The sequence below is a fragment of the Rhizobium sp. C104 genome (assembly GCF_022354505.1).
GTDB classification, from domain to species: domain Bacteria; phylum Pseudomonadota; class Alphaproteobacteria; order Rhizobiales; family Rhizobiaceae; genus Rhizobium; species Rhizobium redzepovicii.
On the sequence record NZ_CP092352.1, the window covers coordinates 152774 to 168577 of the forward strand.

The 15804-nt window shown below is 61.8% G+C and carries 9 protein-coding genes and 3 pseudogenes; 7 read left to right on the top strand and 5 right to left on the bottom strand.

What is annotated here, in order from left to right:
* Positions 1-109 precede the first annotated feature (109 nt).
* Positions 110-1471 carry an MFS transporter gene (locus MF410_RS28870; RefSeq protein WP_097628092.1) on the bottom strand — a complete coding sequence of 454 codons (1362 nt, stop codon included), beginning with the start codon at positions 1469-1471 and terminating at the stop codon, positions 110-112.
* A 174-nt stretch (positions 1472-1645) separates the two neighbouring features.
* Complete coding sequence (locus tag MF410_RS28875; RefSeq protein ID WP_097628091.1) at positions 1646-2932, bottom strand: ABC transporter substrate-binding protein; 1287 nt, start codon at positions 2930-2932, stop codon at positions 1646-1648.
* Between the two features lie 191 nt (positions 2933-3123).
* On the opposite strand from MF410_RS28875, the pseudogene MF410_RS28880 reads away from it, so the two are divergent.
* The 6 genes and pseudogenes from MF410_RS28880 (at position 3124) to MF410_RS28905 (ending at position 11263) form a co-directional block, all read left to right on the top strand.
* Positions 3124-5646, top strand: a pseudogene (locus MF410_RS28880) (hypothetical protein).
* Positions 5647-5662: 16 nt separating this feature from the next.
* Positions 5663-6757 carry a glycoside hydrolase family 88 protein gene (locus MF410_RS28885; RefSeq protein ID WP_097628089.1) on the top strand — a complete coding sequence of 365 codons (1095 nt, stop codon included), beginning with the start codon at positions 5663-5665 and terminating at the stop codon, positions 6755-6757.
* The gene (locus MF410_RS28890) at positions 6754-8118 is read left to right on the top strand and encodes a glycoside hydrolase family 28 protein (protein WP_097628088.1); all 1365 of its coding nucleotides are present in this window, start codon (positions 6754-6756) and stop codon (positions 8116-8118) included. Before MF410_RS28885 ends, MF410_RS28890 begins: the two co-directional genes overlap by 4 nt.
* Positions 8106-9212 (top strand): sn-glycerol-3-phosphate ABC transporter ATP-binding protein UgpC, encoded by a 1107-nt coding sequence (gene ugpC, locus MF410_RS28895; protein WP_097628087.1) that lies wholly within the window; start codon positions 8106-8108, stop codon positions 9210-9212. Before MF410_RS28890 ends, ugpC begins: the two co-directional genes overlap by 13 nt.
* A 2-nt stretch (positions 9213-9214) precedes the next feature.
* On the top strand, positions 9215-10204 hold the full coding sequence (locus MF410_RS28900; protein WP_239620994.1) for a sugar ABC transporter permease: 990 nt from the start codon (positions 9215-9217) through the stop codon (positions 10202-10204).
* Positions 10205-10216: 12 nt separating this feature from the next.
* Positions 10217-11263: a carbohydrate ABC transporter permease gene (locus MF410_RS28905; RefSeq protein ID WP_179867155.1), complete on the top strand. Its 1047-nt coding sequence runs from the start codon at positions 10217-10219 to the stop codon at positions 11261-11263.
* Between the two features lie 181 nt (positions 11264-11444).
* Here the strand turns inward: MF410_RS28905 and MF410_RS28910 are convergent, their stop codons facing one another.
* Positions 11445-12596: an ROK family transcriptional regulator gene (locus MF410_RS28910; RefSeq protein WP_097628084.1), complete on the bottom strand. Its 1152-nt coding sequence runs from the start codon at positions 12594-12596 to the stop codon at positions 11445-11447.
* 265 nt (positions 12597-12861) lie between these two features.
* Here MF410_RS28910 and MF410_RS28915 point away from each other — a divergent pair.
* Positions 12862-13880, top strand: a pseudogene (locus MF410_RS28915) (AraC family transcriptional regulator).
* Between the two features lie 37 nt (positions 13881-13917).
* Here the strand turns inward: MF410_RS28915 and MF410_RS28920 are convergent.
* Both MF410_RS28920 and MF410_RS28925 read right to left on the bottom strand, forming a co-directional pair.
* Positions 13918-14956: pseudogene (locus MF410_RS28920) on the bottom strand (LacI family DNA-binding transcriptional regulator).
* Positions 14957-15134: 178 nt separating this feature from the next.
* The gene (locus MF410_RS28925; protein WP_097628081.1) at positions 15135-15767 is read right to left on the bottom strand and encodes a TetR/AcrR family transcriptional regulator; all 633 of its coding nucleotides are present in this window, start codon (positions 15765-15767) and stop codon (positions 15135-15137) included.
* Positions 15768-15804: the final 37 nt, after the last annotated feature.

The following is a 15804-nucleotide window of genomic DNA, read 5'->3' on the forward strand; positions in this document are numbered from 1 at the left end:
GCTTGATAATTTGATATGGCGCCTGGAGCTGCCCCCAGGTCGACAACGCCTATAGCCTCTCCCGCGGCTCGTGTCACGACGCCTTCGCAGCAGTCGCCCAATCGCGCGTTCAGAGTGAGCGCCAGGCAAGGATGCTCCCGAGCAACTGCACGCTGCCGCCTGCAGACATCGCGACGATGAAGCCGGTTTCGGCTTCTCCGAGGAAGGCGAAGATCGCCCCGAGCAGGGCGACGCCTATCGTCGCGCCCACCATGCGGGCAACGTTTATCAGGGCGCTCGCCGTGCCGGAACGATCGGCGGTGACGGTTGAAACCGCGACCGCGGTTAGGGGGCCCGTCGCCATTCCCATGCCGACGCCGGTCAACAGCAGCCCGATCTCTTCGGCAACGAACCAGTCGGCCAGGAAGGATGCGCCGAGCAGGAGATTGCCCAAACCCATCAGCGCCAGCCCTGCCGATATGGTGCGTTTTTTCCCAAGGCGCTCCGAGATCGTGCCGGAGAAGGGGGAGATCGCGATGAAGCTGAGGGCCATCGGCAGCAGCGATAGTCCTGCTTCAAAGGAGGCCAGGCGGCCGAGGCTGAGGGAGACCAGTGGAAAGAGAAACAGCGTGCCATACATGCCGAAGGTCATCGCCGCCGTTCCGGCCATCGCCCCGCGGAATTGGCTGTCCTGGAACATCGACATCGGAACGAGGGCCGTCTGTTCCAGGCGCTTCTCCACCATGACGAAGAGCAGCAGGAGAGCCGCGCCGGCGATTGCCAGGAGCGCCGTCCACAGCGGCGGCAGATGCGATGATTCAATCGCGGTGAGGGTAAGGGCGGTGAGGGATGCGATCCCCAGCAACTGACCCGGCAGGTCGAAGGATCTGCCCTGCCGATCGGCGCTTTCCGGAATGAAAAGCCACGCGCTCGCCGCCGCGATCAGCGCGATCGGGATGACCACGAAGAAAACGGATCGCCAGCCGAAACCGCGGATCAGAAAGCCGCCGAGGGTGGGGCCGATCGCAAGCGACATCCCATTGCAGCCGGCCCAGATTCCGAGCACGCGCGCACGGAGCTTCTCATCCCGGTAGATGACCCGGATCAGTGAAAGCGACGCCGGCAGCAGGAGGGCGGAGCCGAGACCGGTCAAGGCCCTGGCCCCGATCAGCATTGCGATGCTCGGGGCAAAGGCGCAGACGAGGCTCGCCAGGGCAAAAACCGCACAGCCGATCACGAACATCCGGCGCCGACCGTAGAGATCGGCAAACAGGCCGCCGCTGATGAGGAGTGCTGCGTAAACGAGATTATAAGCGTCGACGACCCACTGCAATTGCGTCACCGACGCCTTGAGGTCGAGGCCTATCGGCTGGACCGCCAGATTGACAACCGATGTGTCGACCTGCGCCACGATCACGCCGAGGCAGAGAATGGCGAGGGCGGCTGGTCTCAGGTCCGAGCGGGAGCCGGTGTTTCGATTGATGATATCCATAACGCTACCTTTCGTTGCGGGAAGACGTAGCGTGGTTCAGTCCATCGACAATTCGAAACCGATCGAACTGTTCGGCATGTTGGCATAGGCAGAGGCAAAAAAACGATCAGCCACGGCCCGTTGCGAGGCCGTGGCTGATGCAGCGCGCAATCTGTGGGAGACAGGCGCGGCCGTTTACTTGTTGGCGGCGAGGGCGACGTTGACCTTGTCGACGTCTGCGCTCATCGCCTTGAAGGTGTCCTCAAGGGAAAGCTCGCCGACGATCAGCTGGCTCATCCGCTGGACAATGAGCTGATAGATGGCGGAGGAGCCCTTCAGGCGTTCCAGGTCGCGAGCTGCCTTCGGCGCGCTGTTGCGGCTTGCGAGGAAGACGGCCATGGCGTCCTTGGCGTTCTTGCTATCGAGCTTGTACTGCGGATCCTTGATGTCGGCGCCGGTCAGGATGACGTAGTTTTCGGCGATTTCACGCTGGACCTTTTCAGAGCCGAGGAACTCGATGAAGGAGGCGACGGCCTGCGGGTACTTGGTGCGCTTGAAGCCGACGATCGCGGTACCGCCCGGCATCGCATAGCAACCGGCATCGCCGCAGGGCGCGCTGATCGCCGTCCAGTCGAAGGCGTCGCCGATCTTCTTCTGGAACGGATTGACCATCCAGTTGCCGGCAAGATAGGTCACGACATTGCCGTTGACGAACTCGTCACCCATGTTCTTGTACTGGGTTCCGCCGGCCGCGCCCCACATTTCCTTCGGGAAAGAGCCGTCCTTCGTCCAGTTGTAGAGATCGGTGATGTAGTGCTTGGCGGCATCGTCAGGGAAGGAGAACTTGCCGTCCTTGACGTAGTTCGAGCCGTAGGAGAAGGCCGCGCCGGAGAAACGGTGACCCGAGCGGTCCATCGTAAAGGGGATCTGGGCGCCGGTCGCCTTGGCGACGCGTGCCGAGGCTTCGACGATGTCCTTCAGCGTGGCGGTCGGCTTCGGAAGCGGTTCTTTCGCCTGCTCGAACAGCGTCTTGTTGACGAAGGGCAGGTTGAAGGTCTGCGACGCGACGTAGCCGTTGATCGAATTCGGATCGTTGACGCCGGGGAAGCGAAGGGTGTTCAGGCTGTCGCCGTGCAGCTTGGCGAAGCCATCGGGATCCTTCATCAACGGGCGCATGTCGAGGTAATAGGGCGCCAGCTGCCAGTCGGTGATCTTGGCGATGTCGGGACCTTCGCCGATGGCAAGCTGCACCGGCAGCTGTTTGGCGACGGCATCGTAACCCGAGGAGACGAAGTTCACCTTGATGTCGGGATGCGCCGTCTCGAATTCCTTGCTCAGCGCTTCCATCCGCTCGACATAAGCCTGGTCGTCGTCGGTGAAGAGAAAGGTGATCGTCTGCGTTTCCGCCATGGCCACGCTCGACCATGCGAAAGAAACCGTAGCCAACGCCAGTGCGAAAGCCCCTGAAAGATACGTTTTCATTTTCATCCTCCCATGAAAACATTTTCATCAATCGCGGCCTTGGCCATCGATAAGTGAATTTCATATACTTGACATTCGTTCCGTCAAGCTATTTTCTACGCAAATAGCGATGTTTTTGAGCAATTTTCAAAAATCATGCACCCAAATAACCTAATGAAAATATTTTCATATGATTGCGGAGGAGGCGATCTTTGAAAACGGAAAGCATCAAGCGGCCTGATGGCATGGCCCCGGCATACAGCGTGGCGGCGGGGCAGACGGTGACGGCCTGGGCCGTTTCCGCCCTCATTGAGCGCTATTTTCCCGGCGAACCGGCCCCGGCCGAAGATCGCGTGAACTATCGCTTCATCAACGGTTTCGTCGATGTCGGCGACCTGCCGTGCCGCAAGGCCTTCTGGTCCACCATGGTCGGGCGGGCGCTGGAGCCGGACACGTCCTGGCCGACGGAAAGCCTCTATCTTCCCGGCTCGAACCGCCGCGTGGAGTTTACCAGCTTCTGGCATGTGCCCGCACATGTCAGGCGATGGCTGAAGGGCACGTTCAGGACGGAAGCCCCGCGCACGCTCAATCTCGCGCTCAAGACCTGCGGCGGCGTCCGCATCTGGGTCAACGGGCAGGAGGCGGTGCGCTTCGAACCCTTCAGGCGCAACGTCGAGAGCGCAACCGAGATCATGCTGACGCTCGAGGCCGGCGACAACGAGATCCTCGTCCATACAGAACACCTCGCCGAGCGCGACACGACCTGGTTCTTCGAGCTCGAAATGCTGGACAAGGAGCCGCTCTGCGTGCTGCTGCCGGTGCCGCTGGATCAGAACGAGGTGCGCGAGCTGGAAACCCTTTCGCGCGGCGTGCGCCCGGCCCGCGACGTCTTCATCAATCAGCCGCTGGAGATCATCTTCGACACGGCGCCCGAGCGCGACCTGCCCGTCGATCTCAAGGTGGTCGGCCATGGCCATGAGCGGCCGATTCTTGCCCATTCGAAACTGACCCTGCGCGCCGGCGAGAGCCGTCTGATCGCCGAAGAAGTCTGCGGTATTGCGGACGGTTATCACGGCATTCACATGACGATCGGTTCCGGACCGGGTTCGGTCACCCGCGTCATCGATGCCGCCTTCATGAGCAGCCTATCGCCATTGCCTGAAGAGGCGTCGCTTTCCGCCCGCAAGCGGCAGGCGCTGGAATACAGCGCCCGCTTCGGCGCCAATCGCGCCGGGCGTCTCATCGCGATGATGGAAACAGGCCATCACGATCCGGAAAGCTTCGAGCGCATCGTCGATGCGACCCTTGCCTCGATCGATGCGCGGGAGGATTGCTCGGACTTCATCATGGTGCCCCTCCTCTGGCTGCTCGGCGCCTATGGCGACCGGATGCCTGCGGCCACGGTCGAACGCATCCGCCGTTCCGTTCTCTCTTATCGCTACTGGGTCGACGAGCCGGGCAATGACGCGATGTGGTTCTGGAGCGAGAACCATGTGCTCTGCTTCCATACCAGCCAGCTGCTGGCCGGGCTGTTTCTCCCCGATGCGGTGTTCTCGGCCTCCGGGCGGACGGGACGGCAGCAGGCGGAACTCGCCGTCGAGCGGCTCGGGCGCTGGTTCGACAGCGTCGAGGCTCATGGCCTGGCGGAGTGGAATTCGGCCGCCTATTACCCGATCGATTTCATCGGCCTGCTGGCGCTGGAGCGCTGGGCCGAGAGGGGGATTGCCGATCGCGCCCGCGGCCAGATCGACCTCATCTTCCGCATGATCGCCCTTCATACGCTGGCCGGCGTTCCGGCCGGCTCGCAGGGCCGCGCCTACGACAAGGAACTGCGCGCCGGCCCGCTGACCGAGCTTGCGCCCTTTGCCCAAGTGGCTTTCGGCACCGGTTGGCTCAACAACGGCGTGGCGGCATTGACGATGTTCTGCGCCGGCGGTTACGAGCCGCCCGCCGATCTGATCGAGCTTGCCGCCCCTTCCAGGGCAGAAGCGTCGAGGCGCGTTACAGCCAGGGGCTCGAGAGTGGAAAGCTCGTGCTGTTCAAGAACGAGGCGGCGCAGCTTTCGACGGTGGTCGATCACAAGACTGGTCGGAAGGGTCACCAGCAGCACGTCCTCGACATCAGGCTGGCCGGCCATCCAATGGCGCGACTTCTGGGTCAATCATCCCGGCGAGGACGATCCCTGGGGCAATCAAAGGCCGTCCTATTGGGCCGGCAACGGCATCCTGCCGCGAGTCGCCCAGCATCGCGACGTCGCGCTTTTCATCGAGGACACCGGCGACGCACGGCACGCATGGACGCATGCCTATATCGGCCGCGATGGCCTCGATGATCTCATTGTCGAAGGCAAGTGGCTGATCGCACGGTCGGGCCGGGGATTTTCCGCCCTCTGGGCCTCCAACGGCCTGGAACTGATCACCGAGGGGCCGACCGCCGGCCGCGAGGCGCGCTCCTACGGGTCGCTCTGTGGCTGGGCTGCTATCGTTGGATGCGGCAATGGCGACGCCTTCAAAACCTTCCTCGAACGCCGGTACCAGACGGCGGTTTCCTTCGATCCTGCGCTTCGCCTGCTAACGCTGACGCCGCCGGGCGGCCCCGTGCTCTCGCTTTCCTATGCCGACGGTCTTTCGATCGCCGGCAAGCGCCGGCCGTTCACACATGATCAGCCGCACCCGATTCTCACCCACGACAGTGCCGCGTCCCAAGCCGGTACTGACGGACCGCTCTACTCGTAAAACATAGGTCCCCAGCATGAACACTACATCTGTCGATAACGCCGCGCTCCTGACGACGATCGATCGCGTGGCAACGGCTTTCAGCCGGCTTAGAGGCATCAAGGAAGGTCTCGTGACCGGAAGCTCCACCTCCGGGATCCAGTTCGACGAGTGGGACTGGGAAGTCGGCGTCGGCCTCTACGGATTCTTGCGACGTGCGATTTCCACCAACGATCAGAAAGCGCTGCAGGAGCTCGTCGCCTGGTATGCCGGCCAGATCGAGCGCGGCCTGCCGCCGCGCCAGATCAACAGCACGGCGCCGATGCTGCCACTGGCAATCCTCGTCCAGCATGTCGACCGTCCCGATTTCCGCGCGCTGGTCGAGGATTGGGCCGAATGGCTCGTCAAGGAATTGCCGAAGACGGAGGAGGGCGGCTTTCAGCACGTCGTCAAGGAACGCCTCAACGACGGCGAATTGTGGGATGACACGCTGTTCATGGCCTGCCTGTTCCTTGCGCGGGCCGGCGTGCTCTGCAAGCGCAACGACTGGATCGATGAGGCCGTCTATCAGTTCGTGATCCACACACGCTATCTCTCCGATCCGGTCAGCGGTCTCTGGTATCACGGCTGGACCTTCAACGGCCGGCACAATTTCGCCAACGCCTTCTGGGCGCGCGGCAATGCCTGGATCACCGTCGCCATTCCCGAACTCTTCGATCTTGTCCCGACGCTCGGCGAGAAGGATCGGCGCTTCCTTTCGAATGTTCTCGTCAGCCAAGTGCGCTCGCTGAAGGCATATCAGCGGCCGGACGGGATGTTCACGACCCTTCTCGACGATCCGTCCTCGCCGCTGGAAACCTCGGCGACGGCAGGCATCGCTTACGGCATATTGCGCGCTATCGATGCCGGCATTCTGGACGAAAGCGACAGGGCCTATGCCGAGCGTGCGCTTGCGGCGGTGCTGGCGCAGATCGACGAGGAGGGCGTCGTCCACGGCGTCTCGGACGGCACGCCGATGGGGCACGACCTCGATTTCTACCGGCGCATCCCGAACCTGCCGACGCCTTACGGCCAGGCGTTGACCATGCTGCTGCTGACGGAAGTCTTTCTCGAAAGCGGTCAGCGTCAATGAGTGCCGCCTCCCTCGTTTCGATCGAGGCGCTCGACGGCGACAATACCGAGCGCCTGCAGGCGGCGATCGACGATCTCTCGGCTTCCGGCGGCGGACGCCTGGAGCTCCTGGCGGGCATCCACATCTGCCGGGGGCTCCGGCTCCGTTCGGGCGTCGATCTGCATCTGGCCGCCGGCGCGATCCTGCGGCCGGTTCCGGACTATGCAGCCTATGCGCATACGACTGTTTCGGTGATCGCCGAGAAGTCAGATCGCGGCATGATCGTCGCCAAGGGCGCGCGGCGGATCGGCCTGACGGGGCCGGGGCGTATCGAAGCCGGCTGCGAGAGCTTCATCATCGGGGATGACGAGACGGTAGGGACCTTCATTCCGGCCGAATTCCGCCCCCGCGTCGTCGTCTTCGAGAGCTGCGACGAGGTCGAGATCAGCGCGCTGCATATCAGCCGTTCGCCGATGTGGACGTTGCACTTCGTCGACTGCACCGATGTCGCGGTCCGCAACGTCACGATCGAAAACGACCGCCGCCTTCCCAATACGGATGGTATCGTGTTCGATGCCTGCCGCGGCGCCGTCATCGAGGATTGCGCGATATCGACGGCCGATGACGGCATATGCCTGAAGACCAGTATCGGCCCGCAGGGTGTCGCAATCGGGCGATGCGAGAATATTTTTATCCGCCGCTGCGCCGTTCAGAGCCTCAGCTGCGCGCTGAAGATCGGCACGGAAACGCATGGCGACGTCACCAATGTCGTCTTCGAGGATTGTAGCGTTTCATCTTCCAACCGAGCGCTCGGTATCTTCTCACGCGACGGCGGCCGGATATCGAACGTCAGGTTTTCGCGGATTGCTGTCGAGTGCCGCGAAACGCTCGACGGCTTCTGGGGCTCGGGGGAGGCGCTGACCGTCAACGTCGTCGACCGTGTCGCTGAGCGCCCGGCAGGCGCCATCGAAAACCTCATTGTCGAAGACATTACCGGGCGCATGGAAGGGGCGATCACCGTCATTTCGGCTTCGTCCGCCGGCATTCGCAATGTATCGCTGGCGCGCATCGGTGTGGATCAACGGCCCGGCGAACTCGGCACCGCGCAGGCCTACGACCTGCGTCCGACAAACGCGGACCTTGCGCCGAAGGCAGACGGTGGCGGCCGCGCCAATGCCTGGACGCGCGGGGCGGACGGGCGGGTGATCGGCCTGCAAGACTATCCGGGCGGAATGCCCGCCGTCTACGTGGCGGGGGTCACCGGGATATTGATGAACGAGGTGCGGATCGCGAGACCGACACCGCTGCCGCAAGGCTGGAACGCAATCGACGTCGTCTTCGAAACGGCGGCACCCGACGGGAGTGGGGCATGGCAGAACTGAAACTTTCCACCGTCAACAAGTCGTATGGCTCCGTCAAAGTGCTGCATGACGTCGACCTCGATATAAAGGACGGCGAATTCGTCGTCTTCGTCGGCCCGTCGGGATGCGGCAAGTCGACCCTGTTGCGCGTCATTGCCGGCCTGGAAGAGGTTACGTCGGGCGGCATTGCCATCGGCGGCCGCGACGTCAGCGCCCTTTCGCCGGCCGAGCGCAAAATCGCTATGGTCTTCCAGTCCTACGCGCTTTATCCGCATATGAGCGTTCGCAAGAACCTCGCTTTCGGCCTTGAAAATCTGAAGTTCAAGCGCGCCGAGATCGAGGCGCGCATTGCCGAAGCCGCCAGGATGCTGGCGATCGAACCCTATCTCGACCGGCGCCCGAAGCAGCTTTCCGGCGGCCAGCGCCAGCGCGTGGCGATCGGCCGCGCCATCGTGCGCGAACCGGATATCTTCCTCTTCGACGAGCCGCTGTCCAATCTCGACGCGGCGCTGCGCGTCCAAACCCGGGCTGAGATCACCAAGCTCCATCGCGAGATCAAGACGACGATGATCTATGTCACGCACGACCAGGTCGAGGCGATGACCATGGCCGACAAGATCGTCGTGCTGCGCGCCGGGCGGGTCGAGCAGGTCGGCGCACCGCTGGAACTCTTCGATCATCCGCGCAATCTTTTCGTCGCCGGCTTCCTCGGCTCGCCGCGCATGAACATCATCAAGGGGAAAGTATCGGGCATCAGCGAGAGCGGTGTCGCCATCGATGTCGCGGGCGGCGGCAGGATCGTCGGCGACGTCGATCCCGAGGGCATTACGGTCGGACAGGATGTGCTTGCCGGCATAAGGCCCGCGCATTTCTCCCGCTCCAGCGAAAAGGGCCTGCCGTTCATCGTCCAGTATCACGAAGGCCTCGGCACCGAGACCTATGTTTACGGCAATCTTGCCGGCCAGGACGAGCAGATCATCATCCATGAGGCCGGCCATTTCGCGCCTGTTCAGGGTGACCGGATCATGATCGATGCCGATCCGGCACGCGTTCACCTGTTCGATCCCGAAAGCGGCTTGGCCTTTGCCCGCAGATCACGACAGGGGAGGCGCTGACCATGGCTGCTGCTGGTGCATTGCTCTCCCAGGCGGGCGACATGGCGATGAGGGTGGTCGAGGCTCCGATGAATGCGGTCGAGTGCATCTTCGGCCGCAAGCGCATGCCCTGGCTGTTCCTGGCGCCGAACCTCGTTCTCTTCGCCATCTTCACATTCCTTCCGATCGCGATCGCGGTCGGCTACGCCTTTACCGGCGGCACCAATCTTTTCGTCTCGGAGCGGCCCTTCGTCGGCTTCGACAATTTCCGCGCCCTGCTTTCCTGCGGCAATTATCTGCAGCCGGGAACCTGCCAGGAATCGCTGTTCTGGACGGCGGTTTGGAACACGCTCTGGTTCGTGGCATTGAACGTCACCGCCACATTGCTGGTGGCACTGATCACGGCATTGATCCTCAATAGGGCGATCTTTGCACGCGGCTTCTTCCGAGCGATGTTCTTCTATCCCGTCTTGCTGTCGCCCGTTGTCATCGGCCTGATCTGGAAATGGTTCCTCGATCGCAACGGGCTGCTGAACGCCTTCTTCCAGATGATTGGCGTGCCGCCTGAGATTTTCCTGCTGGATGTCGGCTGGTCGCGTTTCTTCGTCGTCGTGGTGTCGGTTTGGTTCCATATGGGCTTTTACACCCTCATCCTGCTCGCCGGTCTCCAGGCGATCCCGAAGGAACTCTACGAGGCCGCCTCCATCGACGCCGCTTCGCCGCGCCGCACCCTCTTCAGGATCACGCTGCCGCTGCTTGCGCCGAACCTGCTCGTCGTCTTCATCCTGCTGATGATCAAATCCGTGCAGATCTTCGACGAGGCCTGGGTTCTGACGAATGGCGGCGGGCCCGGCACGGCCAACAGCTTCATCGTCCAATATATCTACCAGATGGCCTTCAGCAGCGATCTCCGCCTCTTCGGCCTTGCCTCAGCCGCCTCGGTTCTGATGGGATTGGTGCTTCTGGTTCTCACCCTCATACAACTGCGCCTCGGCAAGCGAATGGAGTCCTGAATGAACAACTCTATGAACCCGATCCGCTTCATGACGCGCACGCGCCGGGCCGGACGCATCGACATCACCGATATTCTGTCATGGGTCTGGCTGATTGGCGGAACACTGGCGGTGCTCGTTCCCGTCGTCTGGGCGGGACTTTCCTCGCTGAAGCCGGCGGCCGAAATCACCCGCTTTCCGCCGACGCTGCTTCCGCGCGCCGCCGTGGAGCAGACCGTGCCCGGCTTCGACAAGCCGCTCAGCCTGTGGCAGGTCACGCTCGACGGTCAGCCGCGCGAAATGGCCATGGTGCGGCGCATCGGCCTCAAAGCCCAGATGGTCGATCCGGCAAATCCGGGACAGCCGGTCAGCGTCGACGTGAAGGGGATCACGCCGGTCCAGCATCTGACCGTCGCCACCGAGAATTACACCGACCCGCTGACGCGCTTCAGCTTCCTGACCTTCTTGAAGAATTCAGTGTTCGTCACCGTGGTCGCGACGCTGCTGACGCTGATCGTCAATGCCATGGCCGCCTTTGCGCTGTCGAAATATAAGTTCCGCGGCGACACGACGGTTTTCGTCATCATCATCTCGACCCTGATGATCCCGCTCGCCGTCGTCATGGTGCCGGCCTATCTCGTCATCGTCGGGGTCGGGCTTGCCGACAATCTGTGGGGCGTCATCCTGCCGACGATCGCCTCTCCGACTGCCGTCTTCCTGCTGCGGCAATATATGCTGACCATCCCCGACGAATTGATCGAGGCGGCGCGCGTCGATGCAGCGAGCGAATTCTGCATCTTCTGGCGCATCATCCTGCCGCTGACAGCGCCGGCGCTTGCGGTGCTGGCGATCTTTTCGGTGCTCTGGCGCTGGAACGACTTCCTCTGGCCGCTCATCGTTCTCAACAGCCGTGAGAATTTCACCCTGCAGGTCGGTCTGAACGCATTCCAGGGCGAGTTCTCGGTCCAGTGGCACTATATACTGGCGATGACCTTCCTCAGCCTGCTACCCGTCACCGTCGTCTTCCTGTTCCTGCAGAAATACATCACGACAGGCATTGCAGGTACAGGGATGAAGTGATGAATTCTAACGCGTCGTCCGTTCTGAGCTGAGTGCTTCCAATCTCGTCGCGCCGGCTGATGCGCGCCAAACTTGATCCTGCAGTGCGATTCAGTCCTTCTTAGCGACGCCGTCACGCATTCTTGCGTGCCCCGGCACGAGGGGATGCAGAGTTGGAAGCACGGGCTTGACTGCCGGAGCCTCACAAAACGGTTTCGAAGAGTGGGATCAAGGCCGCGCCAATCGCGCCGGGAGCATCAATGATCTCCGCAACTGCAAGCTGCGGAACGTCGCGCACTGCGCCGTGACGAGGCAGATTGTTGAATTCGGTCCGTTCGATCAGCATTCTCGCAAGGGAATGCGGAAGCTCGCCGCCAAGGACGATGAGCGCCGGATCGAAGATCGCGCAGATCGCATTGATGGCGCGATTGTGGGCCGGCATGACCCGGTCGACCCACTCCTCGACGCCGTCCCAACCCACCAGTTCTTCGTTCTTCAGGTCGTTCAGGGTCAGGCCCGGGCGCCCTTTGGCGCGAAGATGTTCGAGCAACTGGTTGAGTGCGGGACGGTCGTCATAGTCCTCACGCGCAAAGAGAACGGAGAATTCGCCGGCGTTGCCGAAACTGCCGCGAAACGGCATGCCTCCGGAAACCAGGCCGCCACCGTAGCCGTGAAGATGGGCAATATAAGCAAAATCCGCGGCATCTCGGCCAACGCCGAAGATCGCTTCCGCCAAGGCTGCGGTCCTGGCGACATTGTCCGCCCAGACCGGCAAGGCAAGCTGCTTCCCGAGCAAAGGTGCGAGATCGATCAGTGACCAATGAGCAAGCGGCAGAGGACAATTGAAGGCGGTCTCCAGCATACGGTGGCCGGCGACCGCAAGGCCGACGCCGAGAATGTCTCGGCGTTTGGCGCCCCGGCGGGCAAGAATGTCTTCGACTGCCGCTTCGATCCGTTCCAATTCCACCGACAGCAAGTCGCCTGCCTGCGGGATTTCCATATTCTCCAGAGGTTCGCCGAAACCCATGAGACAGAGGCCGATCGAGCCGACGTTGACGGCGATTCCGAGCGTCAGACACCAGTCTTTTCGAAGGGTCAGTTCCGGGCTGGGCGGGCCCGCCCGCCGGGCTTCGGCATGGGAAAAGACGATCATTCCTCGCTCATGAAGCCGCGCGACGATCCTGTGCAGGGATTGCTGGGTGAGGTCGAGCGGCTCGGTCAGGTCGGAGCGCTCGATCCCTGGGGATTTCCAGATCAACCGCAAGAGGTCCCGCTCGTTGCGGGACGCCACCCGGGCCGGTTGTGCATCGCGCAAAAAATGCGTGGCAACATGTTCTAGCGGATCATACTTCATTTGCAGATCGTTTTGATTTACACTGTGAGTGTGAAGCACATTGAAGGGGCGTGTTGCTTCTGTCAAATGAGGGATTCGGTCCCTCGTTTGCCGAGCTTGCTTACCTCATCAAGATTGGCCAAGCCAGCCGAGATGAGCTTGTTTCAGGGACTCAAAGAGCGGGTCCGTGCGTTTGGAGGAGAACCCATTCGCCACCACTCAAGCCTGAGCGGGATGGAACGTTCGGCCATGGGGAGGCGGGTGCTGAAAGAGAGGATCGAACTGCATGAGGTACGAGAACACGGCGCGCGCTCCTGAGCGCGAGGATTATGAGTTCGCACCGACGCACCAAGGCCACGACTTCGAGTCGATGGTTAAAACATTGTCGACCGGTTATGGGGTTTTTGCCGCACAACCGCTGGGCAACGACCGAAACTTCCGTTGGGCGGCAGACTTGAGAAGAGGCGATGGGTTTACGGTCCTTCACTCCGTCTTTCAAAGTTCATGGACAGTTCGAACGCTCAATGAGACGCCCCAACACCTTGCTTTCTACCTCCCGCAGACAGGGTCCTTTCGAGTGTCCATTGGGAAAAGGGCGGTTGAAAGTGGAGCGGGTTATGTTCTCATGGCCAATAACCATGAGGCCGGTGATCGTTTCGTCCAGGGTCCGCACACTTCGGATGTCCTCTTCCTCGACTGGAAAATCGTGAAACGTGCGCTCATTTCACTTGCGGAAACGCCGCTGTCCGAATCGCTCGACCTTGAGCCCATCCTGGATCTTTCGACACAATCGGGCCAGCTTATCGGCAACCTGGTGCAGACGATCGTGCAAGGCATGCGCAACGGCGGTCCGCTTCTGTCTTCTCCTCTCGCCATGGCAACGATGAGCGAAACGCTCGCTCATCTTGTCATCCGATTTGGCCACCACCGCCTGTCCGGCCATCTGGAAAAAAGAAAGTGTCGCTGGTTGCGCCTTGGCATGTCCGGCGTGCCATCGACTATATGCATGCCAATATCGCCGAACCTCTCACCATGACGATGGTTGCGGACGATGTCGGCGTTTCACTTCGCGCCCTGCAGACGGGCTTCAAGGCCTTCAGGGGGACTTCGCCGGCTGGTTACCTGCGCACGATCCGGCTGCAAGCGGCCCGTGAGCAATTGCGGGATCCAACGAACCAGCAATCCGTCCGCGAAATCTGCACGATATGGGGCTTCGCGCATGCGGGCAGGTTCTCCATCATCTATCGTAGCACCTTCGGCGAAAGCCCGCGGGATACGCGCCTGCGGGCGGAGCGCTTGCGTTGATTTAGGCTTCAGCCTTTGACGCCTTCGGATGATTTTTTTAGCGCGGCGGGGCGATGCTGCCGCGCAGAACGAGGTGGCATCCGAGTTCCAGGCGATGGGCCGGCCGCTGCGGGTCGTTGGCGACCAGCCTCTGTTCGATGAGCGCCAAGGCGGCAGCGCCGAGCTTGTCGGTAGGTACGCTGACGGTTGAAAGCGGCGGACGGCTGAATTCGCCGGGGACGATATCGTCGAAGCCCAGCACGGAGATCGCTTCAGGCACGCCTATGCCGTGATCGGCCAATGCCTTCAGGCAGCCGAGCGCCAGATTGTCGGCGGCGCAGAAGACGGCGGTGGCACCTTTCATCGTGGGATCGCGGTCGAGCAGCGCGTTGATGGCAGCCTCGCCGTGACGAGGCTCATATCCTTCGGCCTCCACGATCATGTCTTCGGGCACGGGAAGCTGTGCAGCGAAATAGGCATCGGAAAAGCCGTCATATCTGCGCTGGATGGTCGTGCGGCCCTTCCAGGTCAGGTGCAGGATGCGGCGATGTCCGAGCGCCAGCAGATGCTCGATGCCAAGACGCGCCCCGAAGCGGTTTTCCGGTGTCACCGTATCGACCAGCATGGCCGGATCCTCGCCGTTGACGATAACAACCGGCATATCAGGGGAAGAGAGGCTGCGGATGAGTTCCGGCTGATCGTCGTTCAGCACCACGATGCCGTCGGCGCGCTCGGAGAGCGCGATCTGCCTGACCTCAGCGCCGTCGATGCGCCGTCCGGTGCTGACGAAAGGCACGATCCGGATGCCGCGACGCTCGCACTCCTTCCTGAGGCCGTTGAGGATGGTCCAGCTCACCAGGTTAAGGTCGCTCTCCGGCGCGGCATCGCCCGGAATGGCAAGAAGCAGGACGCGCAGCGCCGCGATCGTCGCCTTCTTCCTGCGGCGGTCGAGATATCCTGAAGCGTTTGGCCGAATCCAGGACCCTTTCGCGCACTTCGACCGTCAGCGGCGCGGTTCCGTTCAGCGCATGCGAGGCCGTACTCAGCGATACATCAGCGTCGCGCGCGACATCCTTGAGATTGACTTTGCGTTCCACTTTTATTCCGTCGCGAATTGAGGTTGTGCCTTCGAAGACACAAGCTAACGCGATGTTTTCACATAAAGACTTCAGAAAAGCTACGTGCGCTTTCGCCTATTTTTCCGCTTTCGGCGATAACTGGCCGCAGCGCTGCCGCAAACGGGCGATGATTGCGGGCGCCGAGAGCCATTGGTGATCACAGGGGATTGGCGAGCAGGCCGTTGAACAGCAGGTCGAAATAGGTCCGCAGGAAGGCCTCCTTGTTGGGAGTGGGCACGCGGCGGTCGTCGAATATCAGCCGCAGAACCGTCGTCGTCAGGATAGGCGCGACTACGATGTCGGAAAATTCCACCGGAATTGGACGAAACTCACCCGCCGCCACACCCTCCAAGATGAGGGCGTCGATCTTGGCAATGATCGGCGCGATGAACTGATCGTGGTGGCGATCGATCAGGTCGGGGAAACGCTGTCCCTCCGAAATGACCAGCCGCGTCAATTCGCGCGTCGTGCGGTCCTCGGGGATTTGGTCGTAAAAGAGGCCGAGAATGGACGTCAACCTGTCGGTAGCGCTGCCACTCAGCCGATCGGCGATCGCGAGCAGCTCCTGAAACGGCACGGAGAAGTGAATGATCATGGCTTCGAATAGCTTTTCCTTCGTCTCGAAGTAGACGTAGATCGTGCCCTTGGTGACGCCGACTCTGTCGGCGATGTCTTCGACCCGTGTGCCGGAAAAGCCGCATTTGACGAATTCCTCAAAGGCGGCATGCAGGATCTGGACGGGCCGTAGCGCCTTCTGTTCCGCCCTTGTGAGCTTCTTCTGAGCTGCCATTTCCCACCTCCCCGCTGTTGCGCGCGCACTCGTCCCT